Genomic DNA, 19,611 nt, shown 5'->3' on the forward strand with positions numbered 1-19,611 from the left:
CTCAGGCCTCCTGCGGAGTGGTCGTGCGGCCGGGGGCCGTCGCCTCGCTCATGCGCTCGGCGTCGAGACCCGACAGCGGGTGCCCCTTGGCGAAGAACTTCATCTTCGCCAGCAGGGCGATGAACGGCTTGGTGAACAGGAACACCACCACGATGTCGATCAGCGTGGTCAGGCCCATCGCGAACGCGAACCCGGCCACACCGCCCACCGCCAGGAAGTAGAGCACGATCGCGGCGATGAACATGACGGCGTCGGCGATCAGGATCGTGCGTCGCGCACGGACCCAGGCCACCTCGACGGCCGCGCGGAGCGTCCGCCGCCCTTCCTTCATCTCATCACGTATGCGTTCGAAGTACACGATGAAGGAGTCGGCGGTGATGCCGATCGAGACCACCAAGCCGATGATGTGCGGCAGCGAGAGCCGGAAGTTGGCGTTGTGGCCGAGCACGACCACCGACGTGTACGTGATGACCGTGGCCACCACGAGGCTCAGCACCGCCACGATGCCCAGGCCCCGGTAGTAGAGCAGGCAGTAGAGGACCACGAGCGCCAGGCCGATGAGGCCCGCGACCAGGCCGCCCTCCAGCTGGTCCTGGCCCAGCGTCGACGACACCGTGTCGATCGAGCTGCGGTTGAACTTCAGCGGCAGCGCGCCGTACTTGAGCTGGTCGGCCAGGTTGGTGGCGCTGGCCTGGTCGAACCCGCCGGTGATCTCGGCCCGGCCGCCGGGGATCGGGCTGATGATGTTGGGCGCGGTGATGACGACGCCGTCGAGCACGACCGCGACCTTGTTGCGCGGCTCGGGCGAGTTGTAGGCGGTGGTGGTGAGCTTGCTCCACTCGCCCGCGCCCTTGCTCTTGAAGTCGAGCTGGACGATCCACTCGGTGGTGCCCTGGCGCACGCCGGCCGAGGCCGTGTCGATGTCGGTGCCGACCACCTTGGCGACGTCGAGGACGTACTTGAAGCTGCCGTCGGTCTCGCAGCCCGCGTACTGCTTGTTCGGGTCGTCCTGGACGCCCTGGCCGCGGTTGGCCGGGTCGGCGCAGTCGAGCTTGTTGAACTGGGCCAGCACCGCCGGGTCGATGCCCGAGGTGTCGATGCCGGCGTTGGGGTCCTGCAGGGGCGGCGTGCTGGCCTGGGCCGTCGGGCTGCCCGACGGCGACGTCTTGGCCTCCTGGCCCTTCTTGGAGTCCTGCTTCTGCCCGTTCTGCCGGCCGTCGGACGGCTGCGCGGACGGCTCAGCGGACGCCTGCGTGGACGCCTGCGCGGACGGCGCGGGCGTCGGGGCGGTCAGCGCGGACGAAAGCGCCTTGCCCGTCGGGGAGGCGCTCGGCTGTGGTGTGCCGGCCGACTGCGAGGTCGTCGGCTTGGCCGAGGGGTTGGCGGAGCCGGTGGGGCTGGCGGACGGCGTCGGCGCGTTGGTGGCCAGGTCCTGAGGTATCTGCGTGGCCGCCATGGCGAGCACCTGGCGGAAGCGCAGCTCCGCGGTGGTGGCGACCAGCTTGATGGCCTCGCTCTGTCCGACGCCCGGGATGGAGATGATGATGTTGTCGCCGGACTTGGCGACCTCCGCGTCGGAGATTCCGGTGCCGTTGACCCGATCGCGGATGATGTTGACCGCCCGGTCGAGGATCTCCTCGGGGGGCGCCGCGTTGTTCTGGGTCACGGGAGACAGAGTCACCGTCGTGCCGCCGGCGAGGTCGAGCCCCAGCTTGGGCGTGAACGCCCTCTGCAGGAGCATCGTCCCGCCCAGGGCGAGGATGAGCGCCAGAAGCACCAGGAGCGTACGCCCCGGGCGGCTGTGGCGGCTGGTCGATCGGGCCACTGGTCGTCAGTTCTTTCAGATTAGGGGTTTGTCGCAGAGCTTAGTCAGGACTTCTTGCTACTGGAGCCCTGGTCGCCGTTGCGCTCCACGGTGGCCTCGGACTCCGTCTTGCCCTCCTCGCCGAGCTCGGCCTCGTGAGCGACCGGCTCGTCATCGCTCGCCGGGGCGTCGCCCGGCGTGACGACGCGGCCGATGGCGGCCTTCACCCAGCGGGTCTCGATCCCCGGCGCGACCTCGAGGACGACGTCCTCGTTGTCCACCGCGACGACGGTGCCGAACAGGCCGGTCGTGGTCATGACCCGCGCGCCCGGGGTCAGGGAGTTCTGCATCTGGATCGCCTCTTGCTGGCGCTTGCGCTGAGGGCGGATCAGCAGGAAGTAGAACACCACCACCAGAAGGATCAGCGGCAGGATGCTTCCGAGTTGTCCCATGTCCATAAGGGGCGACCTTCCATTGTCGTACAAGAAGTTGACACCGGCCTCGCGCCGGAAATTCCGTGCGTTGCTTCGGGCCGCGCCGCTCAGCCCGTCAGCCTACACAGCCAGCCAAGCCACGGAGTGTAGGCGCTTGTTGCGAAACGCGGCAACGAGGCAGCGTTTCGGCGCGCGGGGAAGTTCCCATTTTGAAATGGTTGCAACCGTTCTGTGATCAGTCGAAAAGTGACGCTCCGAACGCGTCGGGTGGCGGCGTCATGCCGAGGTGGGTCCAGGCGGCCGCGGTGGCGACCCGGCCGCGCGGGGTCCTGGCCAGCAGCCCCTGGCGTACGAGGAACGGCTCGGCCACCACCTCGACCGTCTCCGGCTCCTCCCCCACGGCCACCGCCAGCGTGGACAGGCCGACCGGCCCGCCGCCGAACTTCCTCAGCAGCGCCCCGAGCACCGCCCGGTCGAGCCGGTCGAGCCCTTCGGCGTCGACCTCGTAGAGATTGAGCGCGGCCGAGGCGATGTCGCGGTCGATCATGCCGTCGGCCCGCACGTCGGCGAAGTCGCGCACGCGCCTGAGCAGGCGGTTCGCGATGCGCGGCGTGCCCCGGGAACGCCGGGCGATCTCGTGGGCGGCCTCCCCCGGCAGCGTGACGCCCAGCAGCCTGGCCGAGCGGTAGAGCACCTGCTCCAGCTCGCCGACCTCGTAGAAGTCCATGTGGGCGGTGAAGCCGAACCGGTCGCGCAGCGGCGCGGGCAGCAGCCCGGCGCGGGTGGTGGCGCCGACCAGCGTGAACGGGGCGATGTCGAGCGGGATGGCGGTGGCGCCCGGGCCCTTGCCGACGACGATGTCGACCCGGAAGTCCTCCATGGCGAGGTAGAGCATCTCCTCGGCGGGCCTGGCCATCCGGTGGATCTCGTCGATGAACAGCACCTCGCCCTCGGCCAGCGTGGACAGGATGGCCGCGAGGTCGCCCGCGCGCTCCAGGGCGGGGCCCGAGGTGATCCGGAGCGGCGCGTTCAGCTCGGCCGCGATGATCATGGCCAGGGTGGTCTTGCCGAGGCCCGGGGAGCCGCTCATGAGCACGTGGTCGGGCGGGCGTTGCCGGCGCAGGGCGCTCTCGAGGACCAGGGACAGCTGCTCGCGCACGCGCCCCTGGCCGATGAACTCGCCGAGGCGCTTGGGCCGGAGCGCGGCCTCGATCTGCAGCTCGTCGCCCCCGGCGTCGGGTGACAGGATCTCCCTCTCAAAGCCCACGCCGGCACCTCCTCTCCCCGCCCGGCACCTGGGTGTCGGCTCTTCCGACTTGCCTATCACGCATCACCGACGTTCCCCCGGCCTTTTTCCGACGCCGTCCCGGCGGGCGCCCCCAGCGCCGCGATCACCGGCGTTCCTCTCGACGTCCGCGCTCTTGGAGGGCGGGAGGCGTTGGTCATCGGACGCTCAGGGAGCGGAGTGCGGCCTTCAGGAGGGCGGCGACCTGGGGCTGACGGCCGGCGGCGACTTCGGCGTCGGCGTCCGGCTCCACCACGGCGATGGCCTCGTCGGCGTCCTTGCTGGAGTAGCCCAGCCCGACCAGGCCCGAGTGGACCTGCTCCCGCCACACCGCCACCCGGCGCTCGCCGTTGAGGGCGGCGTTGACGGCCTCCTCGGGCGTGCCGAGCCGGTCCTTGAGCTCCAGCACGATCCGCTGTGCCCCCTTCTGCCCGATCCCCGGCACCTGCGTGAGCGCCTTGAGGTCGGCACTGGCCACGGCCACGCGCAGCGCGTTGGGGGTGTGCACGGCGAGCATCGCCAGCGCCAGCTTGGGGCCCACGCCGCTGGCCGTCTGGAGCAGCTCGAACACGGCACGCTCATCGTCGGTGGCGAAGCCGTACAGGGTGAGTGATTCCTCGCGCACCACCAGCGACGTGGACAGGCGCGCTGCCTCGCCCATGCGCAGTGTCGCCAGGGTGCCGGGGGTGCAGTGGGTGAGGATGCCGACGCCGCCGACCTCGATCACCGCCCCGTCGGGCGCTATCGCCGTCACCTTGCCCGCCACTGACGCGATCACGCCCGTCCTCCTGCCGTCCCTGGCCCCGCCGTTGCGCGGCTCACCTCACCGGTTCTCATCACCGGCTCCTGTCATAGCGCACATCCGGGCGCTCGGAGCCCGCTTTCCGCTCTGCCCATGCTGTGCCAATGCCGTGCCCATGCTGTCTTCGCGGCGCTCCACCTCTGCCGTCTCCGGGCCGCTGGGGGCCACGACGCGTTGCGGGCGCGCCGCCTCCGCAGGCTCGGCCCAACCGTCGAACCGCCTCCGGTGGCGTTCCGCGTCCCCGCATCCGGCGACGGGCCACGAGGCGGCTGCCGGTCCGTGGCGTGCCGCGAGACGGCATCCCGGCCGGCGGAGCACCGCGAGGCGGACTCCCCTCCGAGGGCATGCCGTTGAGCGGAGCATGGGCAGGCGGTGTCCCGGCCGACAGCGCCCCGCGAGGAGGCGTCCCGGCAGGCGGCATGGCGTGGGGTGGAGGGCCGGGCGGCGGCGTCAGGTTCGGTGGTGCCCTGCGCGGCGGGGAGCCGCGTGGGGTGGTCAGGGGTCATCGCCTGGGGCTCGGGCGGGTGGCTCGGGCCAGGGCCTCGGCCAGGCGGTGCTGGGCGCCGCCGCGCCAGATGTGGCAGATGGCCAGGGCCAGCGCGTCGGCGGCGTCGGCGGGCTTGGGCATCTCCGTGAGCCGCAACAGGCGGGTGACCATGGCGCCGATCTGCTTCTTGTCGGCCGTGCCGCTGCCCGTGATGGCGGCCTTGACCTCGGAGGGCGTGTGCAGGGCCACCGGCAGCCCGCGCCTGGCCGCGCACAGCACCGCGATGCCCGCCGCCTGGGCGGTGCCCATCACGGTGCGCACGTTGTGCTGGCTGAAGACGCGCTCCACCGCGACCGCGTCGGGGCGCACGTCGTCGAGCCACTGCTCGATGCCGGCCTCGATGCCGACGAGCCGGGCGCCGAGCTCCTCGTCGGAGCCCGTGCGCACCACCCCGACGGAAACCAGCGTCAGCGGCGCGCCCGGGCGCCCCTCGACAGCACCCAGGCCGCACCGGGTCAGCCCCGGGTCGACGCCCATCACGCGCACCGGCATGCCCTCCCGCCCGGCCGAACATCTGTTCGGCACGAGACTTTACCCCGGTTGAGGTGGCCGTGCATCGGGAAACGGCCGCTAGAAGTAGTCGAGCATGTACGGCTTCGCCGCGAAGGCCGCCTCGAGCGCCTGGTCGTACCGGTCATCTCCGGACATGAGACCCGCGAGCCGCAGCGTGTACGGCGGGATCCCGGCGTACAGGGCGGAGAAGCCGTTCACCGAGAGCGTGACGCCGCCCTCGGCGGCCGGCGTGGCGGTGCCCGATCCGCCCGAGATCTCCAGGCGCCACGTGCCCCCGCCCCTGACCGGGTCGTCCACGGTGACGACGGCGTCGCAGGCCACGTTCGCCGGATAGCCGCGCCGCTCCACCGCCGCCGCCACGTCCAGCACCCTGAACATCCACCGCGCCTGCTTGACCTGCTCCTCCGAGCGCTCGCCGAGCAACCACAGCACCGGGTCGTCCGGCGCCACGGAGGCGACGACCTCGCGGGCGATCGAGGACGCGCTGCCGACCAGCGACCACAGCGCCCGCAGGGTCTCCGGGGAGGTGGCGACGAGATTCTCGACCTGCATGTCGTCGCCCTTCCACCGGTAGATGACGTAGCCGTCGTCGGCGAGGTAGAGGAAGTCGTCCTCGTTGCCGAGCCACAGGTTCCAGGTGGCCTCGTCCCAGGAGACGGGCCCGCTCGACCGGGCGGCGGTGTGTACGCGGTGCAGCACCGAGACGAGCTCCGCGGCGTCGCCCGGCCCCATCCTGCGCAGCTTGACCTGCCCGGACGGCCGGATCCTGCGCAGCGACTCGGCGGGCAGCCGGACGGTGTGCCGGGCTCCGGCGTGCTCGTAGCCGACCCTGCGGTAGATGGGCGTGGTGGCCGGATAGAGCGCCGAGACCGCGTCGCCCAGCTCCGCCGCGCGGCCGATGACGGCCCGCATGAGGGTGGTGCCGACGCCGCGCCCGCGGTCCTCCGGGTTGACGGTGACCCCCGCGATCCCGGCCATCGGCTGCGGCGTGCCGTGCCACCACTGCGTGAACCGGCGCACCCGGGCCGCCGCCGCCAGCCGGGTGCCGTCGAACACCCCCAGGTAACGGCCCTCACCCAGCACGGGGAGCACCGCCTGGCGCCACCTGTCCCGGTCGGCCGCGGGGATCGGGCCGAACGAGCGCTTGCGCAGGTCGAGGACGTCGTCGAGGTCTTCGGGAGTCAGGTCACGTATGTCCACAGGCAGCAAACCTACGCAGCGCGCGTGCGGACCCGCGAGTCATTTGTCGCGATGGCGAGCCTGTCGAGGTAGAGCAGCTGGGCGGCCACGAGGGCGGCCAGCGCGACGGCGACGACGAGCAGCGGGGTGGCGGCGCCGATGTCGGGGACGGAGGTGTTGAAGCCGCTGAGCTGGTTCACCTGGGCGACGGGGGCGGTGAACAGGGCGGGGTTCTGGACCACCAGCATCGGCCAGAGCAGGTCGTGCGCGTTAACGAGGGTGACGGCGCCGGTGAGGACGCCCGCCATGGGGAGCGACGGCAGGAACACGCCGCCGAAGAAGTCCCGGTCGGTGCGCTCGGCCAGCCCCTTGCACAGCAGCGTGAGCACGAACAGGGCGGGCACGCTCACGAGGAGGGGCGGGATCAGGGCGGGCAGGGAGTCGATGAGGCCCAGGTTGCGGATGTTCTGCCAGTTGGCGACGCCGAGGGGGCCGGGGCCGACGAACAGCCAGGGGGCGAAGGCCAGGAGCAGCCACTCGCTGCCCCGCCCGAGCGGGCGCAGGCCGCCGATGCCGAGTGCCGCCAGGTAGGCCACGCCGACCGAGACCAGGGCCCCCGCCAGGGCGGGGACCCAGGTGTTGACCTGCGCGCGCAGGTCGCCGGCCGGGGTGTCCGGGGAGGCCAGCACGCCGTCGGCCCAGGGCCAGGCGCACAGGAGCGCGACGGCCACGACGACGACCAGCGCCACGACCCCGACGGCCACCCCCGCCACCCCGGGGGTACCGCGGTGCGGCGGCCCCGACCCGTCGTGCGCGGCCGGGGGACCCAAGGGGCCGGTGGGCGTGGCGGTGCGCGGGGTGACGGAGAGGCGGAGGCGGGTGGCGACCGCGATGACCGTGGCGACGATGCCCAGCACGCCGAGGATCACCCCCGTGAGGGCCGCGACGGCCGCACCAGGACCGAACTCGGCCAGCCGGAAGGCGTAGTGGTACTGCAGGCCCGCGAGCGTCTCTGTGGAGCGCTGAGGGCCTCCCCTGGTGAGCACCAGGCCGATGGAGAACGCCTGGAGCCCGACGGCGACCGTGGCGAGCGCGACGAGCGCCCCGACGGCGAACGTCGCGGGACCGGCGGTGCCCCCGCGCAGGGCGGGCAGGAACGTGATCACGGCCAGCGCGCACACGACCCCGAACGTGGCGGCGGCGACGACGAGCCGGAGCGTTCCAGGCGCCGTCGCGGGCTCGCGCAGCCCCTCGGCCAGGGCGACCAGGCCGGACGCGTCCTGTCTCAGCCCCTGCATCCAGGCCCCCGCGACCGCGACGGGCGAGAAGGTGACGACGGCCAGCGAGAGCACGACCCGCCCGGCGCGCCTGGGCCACGTGCCCGCCCGGTCGAGCGCCAGGGCCAGCAGCGGCCCCACCACCACGGCCACCAGCAGCGGGATCACGGTCAGCGAGAGCGTGAAGCCCAGAGCCCGCCAGAAGTCGCCCTCACCCAGCAACTCGGTGTAGTTGGACATCCCCACGTAGGAACTCTCACGCATGACGCCGCCGCTCTGGAGGCTGAGCCAGATCGTCTGGACGGTCGGCAGCACCAGGGAGATGAGGGTGCCGAGCAGCGCCGGTACGGCGAGCAGCCAGCCGAGCGCGGGTGAGTAGGCCGGAGGAGGGGTGGGGGAAGTCACGTCGCCAGACCCTACGCTGCCCCGGCCCCTCGCGCACGCGAAGAAACGCGCGCGTCCCGGGCGGCGCCGGGTGCGCACGACCGAGCCCGGCGGGTACGCGCGAACGAGGGCCCGGCGGGCGAACCGGACCCTCCAGGTGGCGGAGCCGCTAGTCCAGCGCCGCCAGCACGTCGTCGGAGACGTCGAAGTTGGCGAAGACGTTCTGCACGTCGTCGCTGTCCTCCAGCGCGTCGATGAGGCGGAACACCTTCTTGGCGCCCTCCTCGTCGAGCGGCACGCTCATCGTCGGCAGGAAGCTGGACTCGGCCGAGTCGTAGTCGATCCCGGCCTCCTGCAGCGCCTTGCGCACCGGCACCAGGTCGCCCGCCTCGGAGACGACCTCGAAGGACTCGCCGAGGTCGTTGACCTCCTCGGCGCCGGCGTCGAGCACGGCCATCAGCACGGTGTCCTCGTCGAGCCCGTTCTTGGGCACGATCACGACGCCCTTGCGGTTGAACATGTAGGACACGGAGCCGGGGTCGGCCAGCGAGCCGCCGTTGCGGGTCAGCGCCACGCGCACCTCGGAGGCCGCGCGGTTGCGGTTGTCGGTGAGGCACTCGATGAGCACCGCGACGCCGCCGGGCGCGTAGCCCTCGTACATGATCGTCTGCCAGTCGGCGCCGCCGGCCTCCAGGCCGCCGCCGCGCTTGCGCGCCCGCTCGATGTTGTCGTTGGGCACGGAGTTCTTCTTCGCCTTGAAGATGGCGTCGAAGAGGGTGGGGTTGGCGTCCGGGTCAGGGCCACCGGTCCGGGCCGCCACCTCGATGTTCTTGATGAGCTTGGCGAAAAGCTTGCCGCGCTTGGCGTCGAGCGCGGCCTTCTTGTGCTTCGTCGTCGCCCATTTGGAGTGGCCGGACATTACCTAGAGCTCCCTCACCATGTCTACGAAGTAACGGTGCACGCGTACGTCCCCGGTGAGCTCGGGGTGGAACGACGTAGCGAGCAACGGCCCTTGACGGACCGCGACGATCCTATCCCCAGGCTCGGCCCTGCCCAGCACTTCGACGTCCGCGCCCACGGATTCGACCCAGGGCGCGCGGATGAAGACGGCGTGCACCTGCTCCCCGGCGAAGCGCAGGTCGGACTCGAAGGAGTCCACCTGGCGGCCGAACGCGTTGCGCCTGACCACCATGTCGATGCCGCCGATGGTCTGCTGGCCGGCGATGCCGTCCTCGATCCGGTCGGCCAGCATGATCATGCCGGCGCAGGAGCCGTAGGCGGGCATGCCCTCCTTGATCCGCATCCGCAGCGGCTGCAGCATGTCGAAGGTCTCGGCCAGCTTCCACATCGTGGTCGACTCGCCGCCGGGGATGACCAGGCCGTCGACCGCGTCCAGCTCGGCGGGGCGGCGTACGGCGGTGGCCGTCGCGCCCGCCTCCTGAAGCATGCGCGCATGCTCGCGCACGTCTCCCTGGAGGGCGAGTACACCGATCTTGGGCACAGCCGATCCTTTCGTCCGGGTACGGATTCCGCCAATTCAACACCAGGATGCGCCGACATCTTCCGCCTGGGGGCCGCGTCCGGCGAACTCGCGCAGGTCAGGGCCGCAAGGCCACTTCCATGTGGACGGGCTTGTGGTCCGACAGGGTCACCTCGCGCGCCACGTGGCAGCTCCGCACGCTGCCCTTGGGGGCGAACAGGTAGTCGAGCTTCTTGTCCTCGCGGGTCCGGCCTCCGGTGCGCCGCGCGCCGCGCTGGTCGCACTCCTGGTACGCGCGGTAGAACGGGGCGACGGCCCGGCGGCCGGCGGCGCTGCCGTAACCGCCGTCGGGCGGCGAGACGTTGAGGTCGCCGCCGACGATCGTCCGGTAGCCGGGCCTGGCGGCCACCTCCAGCAGGCGTTGGAGCTGCCGGGTGCGGTAGGGGGCGCCCGGTTGGCGGTCGTCGTACTGGGCGCCGGAGGACAGGTGGGTGCCGCAGGCGCGGACCTTGGGGGCGGCCACGGTGGCGCAGAGGGCGGCGCGCCGGACGTACCAGGGCGGGGCGGGCAGCGGGTGGGTCTCGAACGTGGCCTCGCCGGCCACCGCGACCGCGATGCTCTGCGCGCCGCGCGGGCGGCCGAGGCGGTCGGGGTGGCAGGCGTACGGCTTGCCGTCGTGAGTGGTCAGGCCCCAGGAGCCGACGGTCCAGCTACGGCCGGTGCGCCGCTCGAGCCAGAGTTCGAGGGTGCCCGTCGCTCCGGTGCAGAACTCCTGCAGGAAGATGACGCCGGGCCGGGCGGTCCGGGAGAGCGCCTGCCGGCCGATGTTCTCGGCCAGCTCGACGGCGCCGGCGCGGTAGAGGCGGCAGTCGGAGTTGGTGCCGGTGCAGACGTTCCACGTCATGACGGATAACTCCGTGCGTACGGGCGCCGCGAGCAGCCCCGCCACGAGCAGCAGCACGTGTCCCACCATGGTGGGACATCAAACCACAGCGGGCGCGGTGTCGTGCGTGGCGTGGCCGGCGTCCACGCGGGCCAGGGAGCGCAGGTGGTGGCGCCGGGTGTACAGGATGGCCATGCCGATGGCGCAGCAGACCGCCCCGAGCGCGTACGGCACGGCGACGCCGACCTCCTCGCCGAGCTTGGTGGCGACGAACGGGGCGAGCGCGCCGCCCATCCAGCGCACGAAGTTGTAGCCCGCCTAGGCGACCGGCCTGGGGGCGTCGGAGACCTCCATGGCCGACTCGGTGAAGACGGTGTTGCCGAGGCCGATGGGGATGCCGGACAGGACGGTGAACACGACGATGCCCGCGTGCCCGGACAGCGCGATGCCGATCTGGAGGACGGCGAGCAGGGCCAGCGACAGGTGCAGCACGTTGACCGAGCCGATCCTGCGCCGCAGCGGCGGCGCGCCGAAGACCGAGGCCAGCGCCACGCAGACGCCCCAGCCGAAGAAGACGGCGCCGATGCCGTACGGGGACATGTGCAGGATGAACGGGGGTGAAGGCGAGGATCGTGAAGAAGGCGAAGTTGTAGAACAGCGCGGTGAAGGCGGTCGTGGACAGGCCGCCGTGGGCCAGGGCCCTGATGGGGGCGCTCAGCCTGGTCGGCACCGCGGGCCTGGCGGGGGCCTTGAGCAGGGTGACGATCAGCACGAAGCCGACGGCCATGAGCTGGCGGCGCCGAAGAACGGGGCTCGCCAGTTCCAGTCGCCGAGCAGCGCGCCGACGAGGGGGCCGGCGGAGATGCCCAGGCCGAGCGCGGCCTCGTACAGGATGATGGCCGACTCCGCGCCGCCGCCGGCGGCGCCGACGATGACGGCCAGCGCCGTGGCCACGAACAGCGCGTTGCCCAGGCCCCAGCCGGCGCGGAAGCCGACGAGCTCGGCGACGCTGGTGGAGGTGCCGGCCAGCGCGGCGAACACGATCACCAGCGCCAGCCCGGCCAGCAGCGTCCGCTTGCCGCCGATGCGGCTGGAGACCCAGCCGGTGATGAGCATGGCCACGGCCGTCACCAGGAAGTAGCTGGTGAACAGCAGGGAGACCTGGCTGGGGGTGGCGTCCAGGTTTGCATGCCGTTCCTTTCTACGAGCGGCCGAGCTTGGCCAGCACGGGCAGGGCGGCCGCGAGCGTGGCGCGCTCCTCCTCGGTGAGCGCGGCCAGCTCCCGGGTGAGGTGGCCGATCCTGGCCTGGCGTACGGCGCGCAGCCTGTCGCGCCCCTCGCCGGTTAGCTCGACCGTCCTGACCCGCGCGTCGGCGGGGTCGGACCCGCGGGTCACCAGGCCCGCGTCCTCCAGGCGGTTGATCTGGACGGTCATGGTGGGGAGCTGTACGGCGTGCTCCTCGGCCAGCGCGGTCATCCGGCGGGGGCCGTGCTCGAGCGAGCCGAGGACGCCGTACTGCTGGCTGGTGACGGGTTGGCCGGCGACGGTGCGCCTGAGCAGGAGGACCAGGTGCCGCAGCACCGCGGAGACCTGCTCGGCCAGGTGGGTGGGATCGTCCCTCATGGTTGGCCAAACTAACTTAGCCTGGCTAATATTCCGGCCCAGGGAAACGCAAGGACCCGGCCTCCCGAGGAGACCGGGTCCTTCGACGAGGGGTTACGGACGCTCGGTCTCCAGGCGGACCGTCTCCTCCACCGTCATCTGCTGGCCGATGCGCATCGCCGGGTCGAGCGGGCGCAGGTACGTCTGCTTGACCCCGGGCGCGCGGTCCTCGATGACGAACGTGGCCTTGGTGTACACCTCGGACCCGGGCGTCTGGACCTGCGGCACGACCTTGAAGTCGGCCGTCATCAGGTCCCGCTCGATCTTCGTCAGCACGTAGCCGCGCTGGTTGTTGTAGAACTTCAGGTGCGGGTTGATCGCCAGGAACGGGTGCTGCGCCGGGTCCGAGTCGGCCCCGTTGCCGCCCGTCGAGATCGACGTGGCCACCAGCTCCGACCCCACCGTGGGCCCGGTCGGGTCGTCGTAGTCGAGCTTGAGGTCGCTGGCCCAGTGCGCGTGCACGTCGCCGGTCAGCACCACCGGGTTGCGCACCTCGGCGTCGATCCAGCCCTGGGTGATGCGCTGCCGGGAGGCGACGTAGCCGTCCCAGGCGTCCTGCGAGGTGATCTTGGCGGGCCCGGCGTTGTTGTCGCGCTGGGCGAAGAAGACCTGCTGGCCCAGGATGTCCCACTGCGCCCGCGAGTGGCGGAAGCCGTTCAGCAGCCACTCCTCCTGCGCGGCACCGGTGATCGAGCGGGCCGGGTCCACCGCGGCCGGGCAGTCGCGGTAGCCGTCGCCGCAGCCCTGGTCGTCGCGGTACTGGCGGGTGTCGAGCATGTGGAAAGTGGCCATCCGGCCCCACCGGATGCGCCGGTAGAGCTGCATGTCGATGCCGCGCGGGATCGAGGTGCGGCGCAGCGGCATGTTCTCGTAGTACGCGCGGAAGGCGGCCTCGCGCCTGGTCAGGAAGTTCGGCTGGGGGGTCTCGGGGCGCTCGGGCACCTCGTCGGCCCAGTTGTTGTCCAGCTCGTGGTCGTCCCACACCACCAGCCACGGCGCGGCGGCGTGCGCGGCCTGGAGGTCGGGGTCGGCCTTGTACTGGGCGTGCCGCTGGCGGTAGTTGGCCAGGGTCTCGGTCTCGGGGCCCTCGTGGTGGCGGACGTTGCCGCCGGGGATGGTGTAGGTGTCCCTGGTGTACTCGTACTGGTAGTCGCCCAGGTGCAGGACCAGGTCGGGGTGCTCCTCGGCGAGGCGGCGGTAGGAGGTGAAGTAGCCGTGCTCGTACTGGGCGCACGAGACGAAGGCCATGGCCAGGGCGCCGCCGTACGACAGGGGGTGCGGGGCGGTGCGGGCGCGGCCGACCGGCGAGACGTACGGGCCGACGCGGAAGCGGTACCAGTACTCGCGGTCGGAGCTCAGCCCCTGGACCTCGACGTGGACGCTGTGACCCCACTCGGGGGCGGCGACGGTGACGCCCGTGCGGACGACCCGGCGCCCCCGCTCGTCGCCGTAGATCTGCCACTGCACGGGGAAGGGCCGCTGCGGCATGCCGCCGAGCCCGTCCTCGGCCATGGGCTCCTGGGCGAGCCTGGTCCACAGGACGAAGCCCTCGTGGTCGGGGTCGCCGGAGGCGACGCCGAGGGTGAAGGGGTCGGTGCGCAGACCGCGCGAGGCCAGGCTCTGGGCCGTCTCGGCGGCGGGGTCGGGCTCGGCGTGCGCGGCGGTGGCGGGGATGGCCGCGGCGGCGCCTGCCGCTAACCCGGTGACGAGGAAATGCCTGCGGTTGAGGGACATGCGGCGCTCCTGGACGATCAAGGGTGAGGGACGCCCCGTAGCCTGACTGAGAATCATGACTACGTGGTGAACACCACACAACACGAAAAAGGCGACATCCTTCGCGGATGTCGCCTTCTCCGGCAATTTCCACCGTCACATTGTGGCGCCCCCGCCAGGCCGTCACCGGCCTGCCAGAGGTGATCGTCTCACGCCGGCAAGTCTGTGACCTGCAACGACGCGCCGCCTTACCAGCCGCGCTCGGCCAGGCGGTGCGGCTGCGGGATCTCGTCGACGTTGATGCCGACCATGGCCTCGCCCAGGCCGCGCGAGACCTTGGCGATGACGTCGGGGTCGTCGTAGAAGGTCGTGGCCTTGACAATGGCCGCGGCGCGCTTGGCCGGGTCGCCCGACTTGAAGATGCCCGAGCCCACGAACACGCCCTCGGCGCCGAGCTGCATCATCATCGCCGCGTCGGCCGGGGTGGCGATGCCGCCCGCGGTGAACAGCACGACCGGCAGCTTGCCGGTCTTGGCGACCTCGACGACCAGCTCGTAGGGGGCCTGCAGCTCCTTGGCGGCGACGTACAGCTCGTCCTCGGGCAGCGAGGTGAGCCGCTTGATCTCGGCGCGGATCGTGCGCATGTGGGTGACGGCGTTGGAGACGTCGCCGGTGCCGGCCTCGCCCTTGGAGCGGATCATGGCCGCGCCCTCGGTGATGCGGCGCATGGCCTCGCCCAGGTTGGTGGCCCCGCACACGAACGGCACGGTGAACTGCCACTTGTCGATGTGGTTGGCGTAGTCGGCCGGGGTCAGCACCTCCGACTCGTCCACGTAGTCGACGCCGAGCGCCTGCAGCACCCTGGCCTCGACGAAGTGGCCGATGCGGGCCTTGGCCATGACGGGGATCGAGACGGCGTCGACGATGCCGTCGATCATGTCGGGGTCGCTCATCCGGGACACGCCACCCTGCGCGCGGATGTCGGCGGGCACGCGCTCCAGGGCCATGACGGCCACCGCGCCGGCGTCCTCAGCGATCTTGGCCTGGTCCGGCGTGACGACGTCCATGATGACGCCGCCCTTGAGCATCTCGGCCATGCCGCGCTTGACGCGGGCGGTTCCGGTGACGGGGGTGCTTTCTGGCGTGCTGCTGGACACGGTCATCCTCACGGGCTCTCAACGGCGGATCGGTAAGTTATCAAGCCCATCGTAGGTCCTGGAGGACCCCTCCCCCGACATGCCAGGATGTCAGGTTTTACCGCCATACCGATACAGGTAGGCGCTACGGGATGACGGGCTTGCGGCTGGCGAGGGCCACCCAGACCTGGCCGGGGGCGAAGTTCATCGGCTCGCCGCTCTCAGTGGTGAACGTCGTGCCGGACTCCTCCGATTCCCGTTCCCACCGCGCCTTGAAAGCTTTACCGTCGCGCAGCACGATGGCCGAGCCCTTGCCCGTGGTGTGCACCAGCGGTGTGTAGCTGTCGTTCTTGTCGTGGAACTCCGAACGCTCGGTCTTGGTGTACTGGACGACGATCGTCGGCGCGCCGAGCTGGCCGCCCTCGGCGGCCATGTCCTTCTTGCCGTCCTGCCAGATCATCCACTGCTTGCGCTCCTCCGACCAGGCGAAGGTGAAGCGCGCGGCGGGCCACTTGACGGTGTACGACTTGCGCTCGACCCCGCCCTCGGCCGGGGCCTCGCCGAACGTGAAGCCGATGTCCTTGGCCTTGGTCGCCTTGGGCGCCTTGGCCAGGAGCTGCTTGGTGTTGGCGAACAGGTTGTAGGGGGCGAAGCGGCCGGGCTGGCGGAAGTACGCGCCGGGGTTGCGCGTGTCGCCCACGTCGAACAGCGACGCCTCGGCGATGAACGGCAGCATCTTGGTCTGCGCGCCCGAGTAGGAGAAGGCCGGCTTGCCGAACTGCGGCGCGATGTGCAGATCGGAGATGCGGGCGCTGCGCACGGGGCCCACCTTGGGCGGCAGCTTGGAGGAGAAGATCGCCATGAGCCGGGTCAGCCCGGCCTCGACCTGCTCGACGTAGACGATGTCCGCGCTCTTGAGCCCGAGCTGCGGCTTGCCGGCCGCGGTGTTCTCGATCTTCACGGCCAGCACCGGCTTGAGGCTCTGGTACGGCTTGCCGGTGAACGGGTGCGCGTTGACCTCCTCCGGCTCCTCGCTGGGCGCGGCCGTGGCGGCCTGGGGCGCCTTGCCGGGGGCCGGTTCTTCCGACGAGCAGGCGGCGACGGGCAGCAGCACGGCCGCTCCGGCCAGCCAGAGCGTGATCATCCGGGGTAGCCGCACGTGTAACTCTCCTCGCTTCAGCCCGAAAACGGGATGAAGCTTACTGGCTTCCCCAAATCAGGTCATTCAGTTGCCATAGCCGCAGGCGGATTGTCATCAATCTCGAAGAATTGCGGGTATTCGGTGTGCCCGGCCAGGCGCAGGTCCTGGCCAGCCAGCGGCGCTGGGCCGTACGCGTGACGCCGACGGAGTTGTTGTAGAACCGCCGCGAGTAGACGACCTTGGCCACCGCCGTGTCGAGCTCCTCCAGCAGCGCGCGGCCGCCGGGCGACTCCGACAGCTTCTCCCTGAACCGCTCCTGGTCCACCACCGCCCGCAGCGCCCGCGACAGGTCGCTCTCGGCGTGCTCGCGCTCCTCCGGCCCGGCCGACCTGGCCTCGTGCGCCGCCGCGGCCAGCACCAGCGACGTGGCGGGGTCGAGCAGGCGCGAGCCGGCCAGCTCCAGCACCACCGCGCGGCGCCGCATGAGCGCGGCGTCCAGCGACTCCTGGGCCAGCTCCAGCCGGATGTGCAGCCGGTCGAGCCGGCCGGCGCGCCAGGAGATGTACACGGCCGTGAGCACCACGACGATGCCCACGATCAGCACGATCATGGTGGATGTCACAGGCCCTACCTACCTCACAGGTCCTCTTCGACGCGCCCCGCGCCGCTCGTGGTGACGGTCTCGTAGACGCGTACGACGTCGCGCGCCACCGTGGACCAGTCGTACTTCCGGACCGCCACCAGCGCCTCGGCCGCCAGCTTGGCCCTGCGTTCCGGCGCGTCGAGCAGCGCGCCGGCCTCGCGCGCCAGCGAGCCGGGGTCGCCGTTGGCGAACAGCGCGCCCGCCTGCCCCTCGCCCAGCACCTTGCGGAAGGCGGGGATGTCGCTGGCCAGCACGGTCGCGCCGGAGGCCATGGCCTCGGCCAGCACGATGCCGAAGCTCTCCCCGCGCGTGTTCGGCGCGCAGAACACGTCCACCGAGTGGTAGGCGCGGATCTTGTCGGCCTCGCTCACCATGCCCAGCACCGTCACCCGGTCGCGGAACTGCTTGCGCACCCGCTCGTAGACGTCCTTGGCGTCGCCGGGCCCGGCGATCAGCAGCTTCACCTCCGGCCGCTCGGCGGCCAGGGTGTTGAACGCGTCGAGCAGGATCGGCAGGCCCTTGCGCTCCTCGTCCATGCGGCCGAGGAAGCCGAGCGTGGCCCCGTCGGGCCCCCAGCCGTCGAGCGGCTCGGCCTCGGTGTAGCGGGCGACGGTGACGCCGTTCGGGATGAGGACCGTGTCGCCGCCGAACTGCTCGACCAGGCTCTTGCGGGCCGCGTCGGAGACCGCGATGCGGCCGCTCAGCTTCTCCAGCGCGCTGCGCAGCAGCGGCTCGGCCACCGCGATCGCCCGCGAGCGCGAGAACGAGGCGTGGAAGGTGGCCACGATCGGCCCCTTGGCCGCCCAGCAGGCCAGCACGCCCAGGCTCGGGATCAGCGGCTCGTGGATGTGCAGTACGTCGAACCCGCCCGTACGGACCCAGCGCCGCACCCGCGCGGCCGACAGGAACCCGAACGACATCCTGGCCACCGACCCGTTGTACGGCACCGGCACCGCCCTGCCCGCGCCCGTCACATAGGGGGGCAGCTCGTCGTCGTCGGCCGCCGGCGCGATCACCGACACGTCGTGCCCCTGTGCCACGAGCGCCTGGGCCAGGTCGTCGATGTGCTGCTTGACCCCGCCCGGCATGTCCCAGGAGTAGGGGCAGACGATGCCGACCCTCATCGAGGTTCCCGGCCGGGTGGCAGGTCGTCCAGCCAGAGCCGCTGCAACATGTGCCAGTCCTCCGGGTGCTCGGAGATGCCCTTCTCGAACACGTCGGCCAGGTGCTGCGCCACCGCGGCGACCTTCTCCTGCCTGGTGCCCTCCTCGGGGACGGGGACCTCCTCGTGGATGTGGATGCCCCAGTCGTCGCCCTCGAAGTAGACGGTGGCGGGCAGCAGCGCGGCCCCGGTCTGCACGGCCAGCAGCGGCGGCCCGGCCGGCACCTTGGTGGCCGCGCCGAAGAAGCGCACCTCGATGCCGCTCTTGGTCAGGTCGCGCTCGGCGGGCAGGCACACCACGCCGCCCTTGCGCACCCGCATGGCCAGCGTGCCGAAGTTGTGCCCGTCGCCGCCGGTGAGCGGCAGCACCTCCATGCCGAGCCCCTCGCGGAAGGCGACGTAGCGCCGGAACAGCGACTCGGGCTTGAGCCGCTCGGCCACGGTGGTGAACGGATGGCCCACGCCCACCAGCCACGCCCCGGCCTGGTCCCAGTTGCCCATGTGCGGCAGCGCCAGCACCACGCCCCGGCCGGCCGCCACGTTGGTGTGGATGTGCTCGGCCCCGATGACGTGGGTGCGGCGCACGACCTCCTCGGTGCGCATCGACGGGAGCCGGAAGATCTCGTGGAAGTAGCGGAAGTAGGAGCGCATCCCGGCCCTGCCCAGCTCGCGCACCTCGCGGCTGCCGGGGTCGAGACCGGTCACCCTGGCGAGGTTGGACTCCAGCCTGAGCACGGACTTGCCCCGCCGGCTCCAGACCCGGTCGGCCAGGAAGCGGAAGACCGCGGCCGTCGGGCGCTCGGGCAGCAGCGGCACGAGCTTCCACCCGGCCGCGAACCCGGCGGCCACGATCCGGTCGCCGAACGACACCTTCTCGCTCATCTCTCCCTCGTCTGCTGGTAGACGGCCACCACGCGCTGCCCCACGGTGATCACGCTGGCCACCGCCAGCAGCCACATGCCCACAGGCAGGATGTACGGAACTCCGAGCCCCGAGAAACAGGCCGCGACCAGGGCCACCACCAGCCGCTCCGGCCGCTCGGCCAGCCCGACGTCGGCCGTGAGCCCGAGCCCCTCGGCCCTGGCCTTGGCGTAGGAGACGAGGGTGCCCGCTATCAGGCACACCAGCGTCACCGCGGCCATCAGAGTGTCGTCCACGGAGATGAAATACAGGATCAGGCCGGCGAAGATGGCGGCGTCGGCGACCCGGTCGAGCGTGGAGTCGAGGAAGGCCCCCCAGGTGCTGCCCCCCTTCCCGCCGAGCCGGGCCACCACGCCGTCGAGCAGGTCGAACAGCACGAAGACAGTGATCACGAGGGCACCCCAGGTGAGGTGCCCCAGGGGGAAGAAGAGCAGGGCGGACACGACGGTGCCGAGGGTGCCGACCGCCGTGACGGCGTTCGGGCCGATCCCGCGGCCGACGAGGGCCCTGCCCAGCGGGGTGAGTATCCGGGTCATGGCCGGGCGCAGGAGTTTGAGCATCGCGGTCCGATCGTAGGCCATGACGAGCCTGACAACTTTCTTTGCCCCTCCCCTCTTGTGATATCCGCCACAGGGGTATTTGGT

20 protein-coding genes and 1 pseudogene are annotated in these 19,611 nt (G+C 71.5%); all 21 read right to left on the bottom strand.

What is annotated here, in order from left to right:
• Position 1: 1 nt before the first annotated feature.
• Complete coding sequence (secD, locus tag ACTWPW_RS24045; protein WP_375110131.1) at positions 2-1,777, bottom strand: protein translocase subunit SecD; 1,776 nt, start codon at positions 1,775-1,777, stop codon at positions 2-4.
• A gap of 92 nt (positions 1,778-1,869) precedes the next feature.
• A complete protein-coding gene (yajC, locus tag ACTWPW_RS24050) occupies positions 1,870-2,256 on the bottom strand; it encodes a preprotein translocase subunit YajC (RefSeq protein ID WP_375110130.1) in 387 nt (128 codons plus the stop codon).
• A 217-nt stretch (positions 2,257-2,473) separates the two neighbouring features.
• Complete coding sequence (gene ruvB, locus ACTWPW_RS24055; protein ID WP_375110129.1) at positions 2,474-3,505, bottom strand: Holliday junction branch migration DNA helicase RuvB; 1,032 nt, start codon at positions 3,503-3,505, stop codon at positions 2,474-2,476.
• A 175-nt stretch (positions 3,506-3,680) separates the two neighbouring features.
• A complete protein-coding gene (gene ruvA / locus ACTWPW_RS24060; RefSeq protein WP_375110128.1) occupies positions 3,681-4,301 on the bottom strand; it encodes a Holliday junction branch migration protein RuvA in 621 nt (206 codons plus the stop codon).
• A 526-nt stretch (positions 4,302-4,827) separates the two neighbouring features.
• Positions 4,828-5,358: a crossover junction endodeoxyribonuclease RuvC gene (ruvC, locus tag ACTWPW_RS24065; RefSeq protein ID WP_375110221.1), complete on the bottom strand. Its 531-nt coding sequence runs from the start codon at positions 5,356-5,358 to the stop codon at positions 4,828-4,830.
• Between the two features lie 84 nt (positions 5,359-5,442).
• Complete coding sequence (locus ACTWPW_RS24070; RefSeq protein WP_443169961.1) at positions 5,443-6,585, bottom strand: GNAT family N-acetyltransferase; 1,143 nt, start codon at positions 6,583-6,585, stop codon at positions 5,443-5,445.
• An 11-nt stretch (positions 6,586-6,596) separates the two neighbouring features.
• Complete coding sequence (locus ACTWPW_RS24075) at positions 6,597-8,246, bottom strand: hypothetical protein (protein ID WP_443169962.1); 1,650 nt, start codon at positions 8,244-8,246, stop codon at positions 6,597-6,599.
• Positions 8,247-8,394: 148 nt separating this feature from the next.
• Positions 8,395-9,144, bottom strand: a complete 750-nt coding sequence (locus ACTWPW_RS24080; protein ID WP_375110125.1) for a YebC/PmpR family DNA-binding transcriptional regulator — start codon at positions 9,142-9,144, stop codon at positions 8,395-8,397.
• 3 nt (positions 9,145-9,147) lie between these two features.
• Positions 9,148-9,726 (bottom strand): pyridoxal 5'-phosphate synthase glutaminase subunit PdxT, encoded by a 579-nt coding sequence (gene pdxT, locus ACTWPW_RS24085; RefSeq protein ID WP_375110124.1) that lies wholly within the window; start codon positions 9,724-9,726, stop codon positions 9,148-9,150.
• Positions 9,727-9,823: 97 nt separating this feature from the next.
• Positions 9,824-10,678, bottom strand: a complete 855-nt coding sequence (locus ACTWPW_RS24090) for an endonuclease/exonuclease/phosphatase family protein (RefSeq protein WP_443169963.1) — start codon at positions 10,676-10,678, stop codon at positions 9,824-9,826.
• 9 nt (positions 10,679-10,687) lie between these two features.
• Complete coding sequence (locus ACTWPW_RS24095) at positions 10,688-10,882, bottom strand: hypothetical protein (protein ID WP_443169964.1); 195 nt, start codon at positions 10,880-10,882, stop codon at positions 10,688-10,690.
• Positions 10,883-10,906: 24 nt separating this feature from the next.
• Positions 10,907-11,188 carry a hypothetical protein gene (locus tag ACTWPW_RS24100; RefSeq protein ID WP_443169965.1) on the bottom strand — a complete coding sequence of 94 codons (282 nt, stop codon included), beginning with the start codon at positions 11,186-11,188 and terminating at the stop codon, positions 10,907-10,909.
• 165 nt (positions 11,189-11,353) lie between these two features.
• Entirely contained in the window at positions 11,354-11,770 is a 417-nt protein-coding gene (locus tag ACTWPW_RS24105) for an MFS transporter (RefSeq protein ID WP_443169999.1), read from the bottom strand.
• Between the two features lie 19 nt (positions 11,771-11,789).
• Positions 11,790-12,212, bottom strand: a complete 423-nt coding sequence (locus ACTWPW_RS24110) for a MarR family winged helix-turn-helix transcriptional regulator (RefSeq protein ID WP_364116518.1) — start codon at positions 12,210-12,212, stop codon at positions 11,790-11,792.
• Positions 12,213-12,305: 93 nt separating this feature from the next.
• Positions 12,306-13,985, bottom strand: coding sequence for an alkaline phosphatase D family protein (locus ACTWPW_RS24115; protein WP_375110120.1), 1,680 nt, complete (start codon positions 13,983-13,985; stop codon positions 12,306-12,308).
• Positions 13,986-14,212: 227 nt separating this feature from the next.
• A complete protein-coding gene (gene pdxS, locus ACTWPW_RS24120; protein ID WP_375110219.1) occupies positions 14,213-15,127 on the bottom strand; it encodes a pyridoxal 5'-phosphate synthase lyase subunit PdxS in 915 nt (304 codons plus the stop codon).
• A gap of 118 nt (positions 15,128-15,245) precedes the next feature.
• Positions 15,246-16,259 carry a DUF3048 domain-containing protein gene (locus ACTWPW_RS24125; protein ID WP_375110119.1) on the bottom strand — a complete coding sequence of 338 codons (1,014 nt, stop codon included), beginning with the start codon at positions 16,257-16,259 and terminating at the stop codon, positions 15,246-15,248.
• Between the two features lie 62 nt (positions 16,260-16,321).
• Positions 16,322-16,851 (bottom strand): annotated as a pseudogene (locus ACTWPW_RS24130) (hypothetical protein).
• 26 nt (positions 16,852-16,877) lie between these two features.
• Positions 16,878-18,008: a glycosyltransferase family 4 protein gene (locus tag ACTWPW_RS24135; protein WP_364116510.1), complete on the bottom strand. Its 1,131-nt coding sequence runs from the start codon at positions 18,006-18,008 to the stop codon at positions 16,878-16,880.
• The gene (locus ACTWPW_RS24140; RefSeq protein WP_375110118.1) at positions 18,005-18,928 is read right to left on the bottom strand and encodes a phosphatidylinositol mannoside acyltransferase; all 924 of its coding nucleotides are present in this window, start codon (positions 18,926-18,928) and stop codon (positions 18,005-18,007) included. The genes ACTWPW_RS24135 and ACTWPW_RS24140 overlap by 4 nt, the downstream gene beginning before the upstream one ends.
• Positions 18,925-19,548 carry a phosphatidylinositol phosphate synthase gene (gene pgsA, locus ACTWPW_RS24145; protein WP_364116506.1) on the bottom strand — a complete coding sequence of 208 codons (624 nt, stop codon included), beginning with the start codon at positions 19,546-19,548 and terminating at the stop codon, positions 18,925-18,927. Before pgsA ends, ACTWPW_RS24140 begins: the two co-directional genes overlap by 4 nt.
• Between the last annotated feature and the right edge of the window lie 63 nt (positions 19,549-19,611).

This window comes from Nonomuraea sp. KM90, assembly GCF_052246675.1.
Lineage (GTDB): Bacteria > Actinomycetota > Actinomycetes > Streptosporangiales > Streptosporangiaceae > Nonomuraea.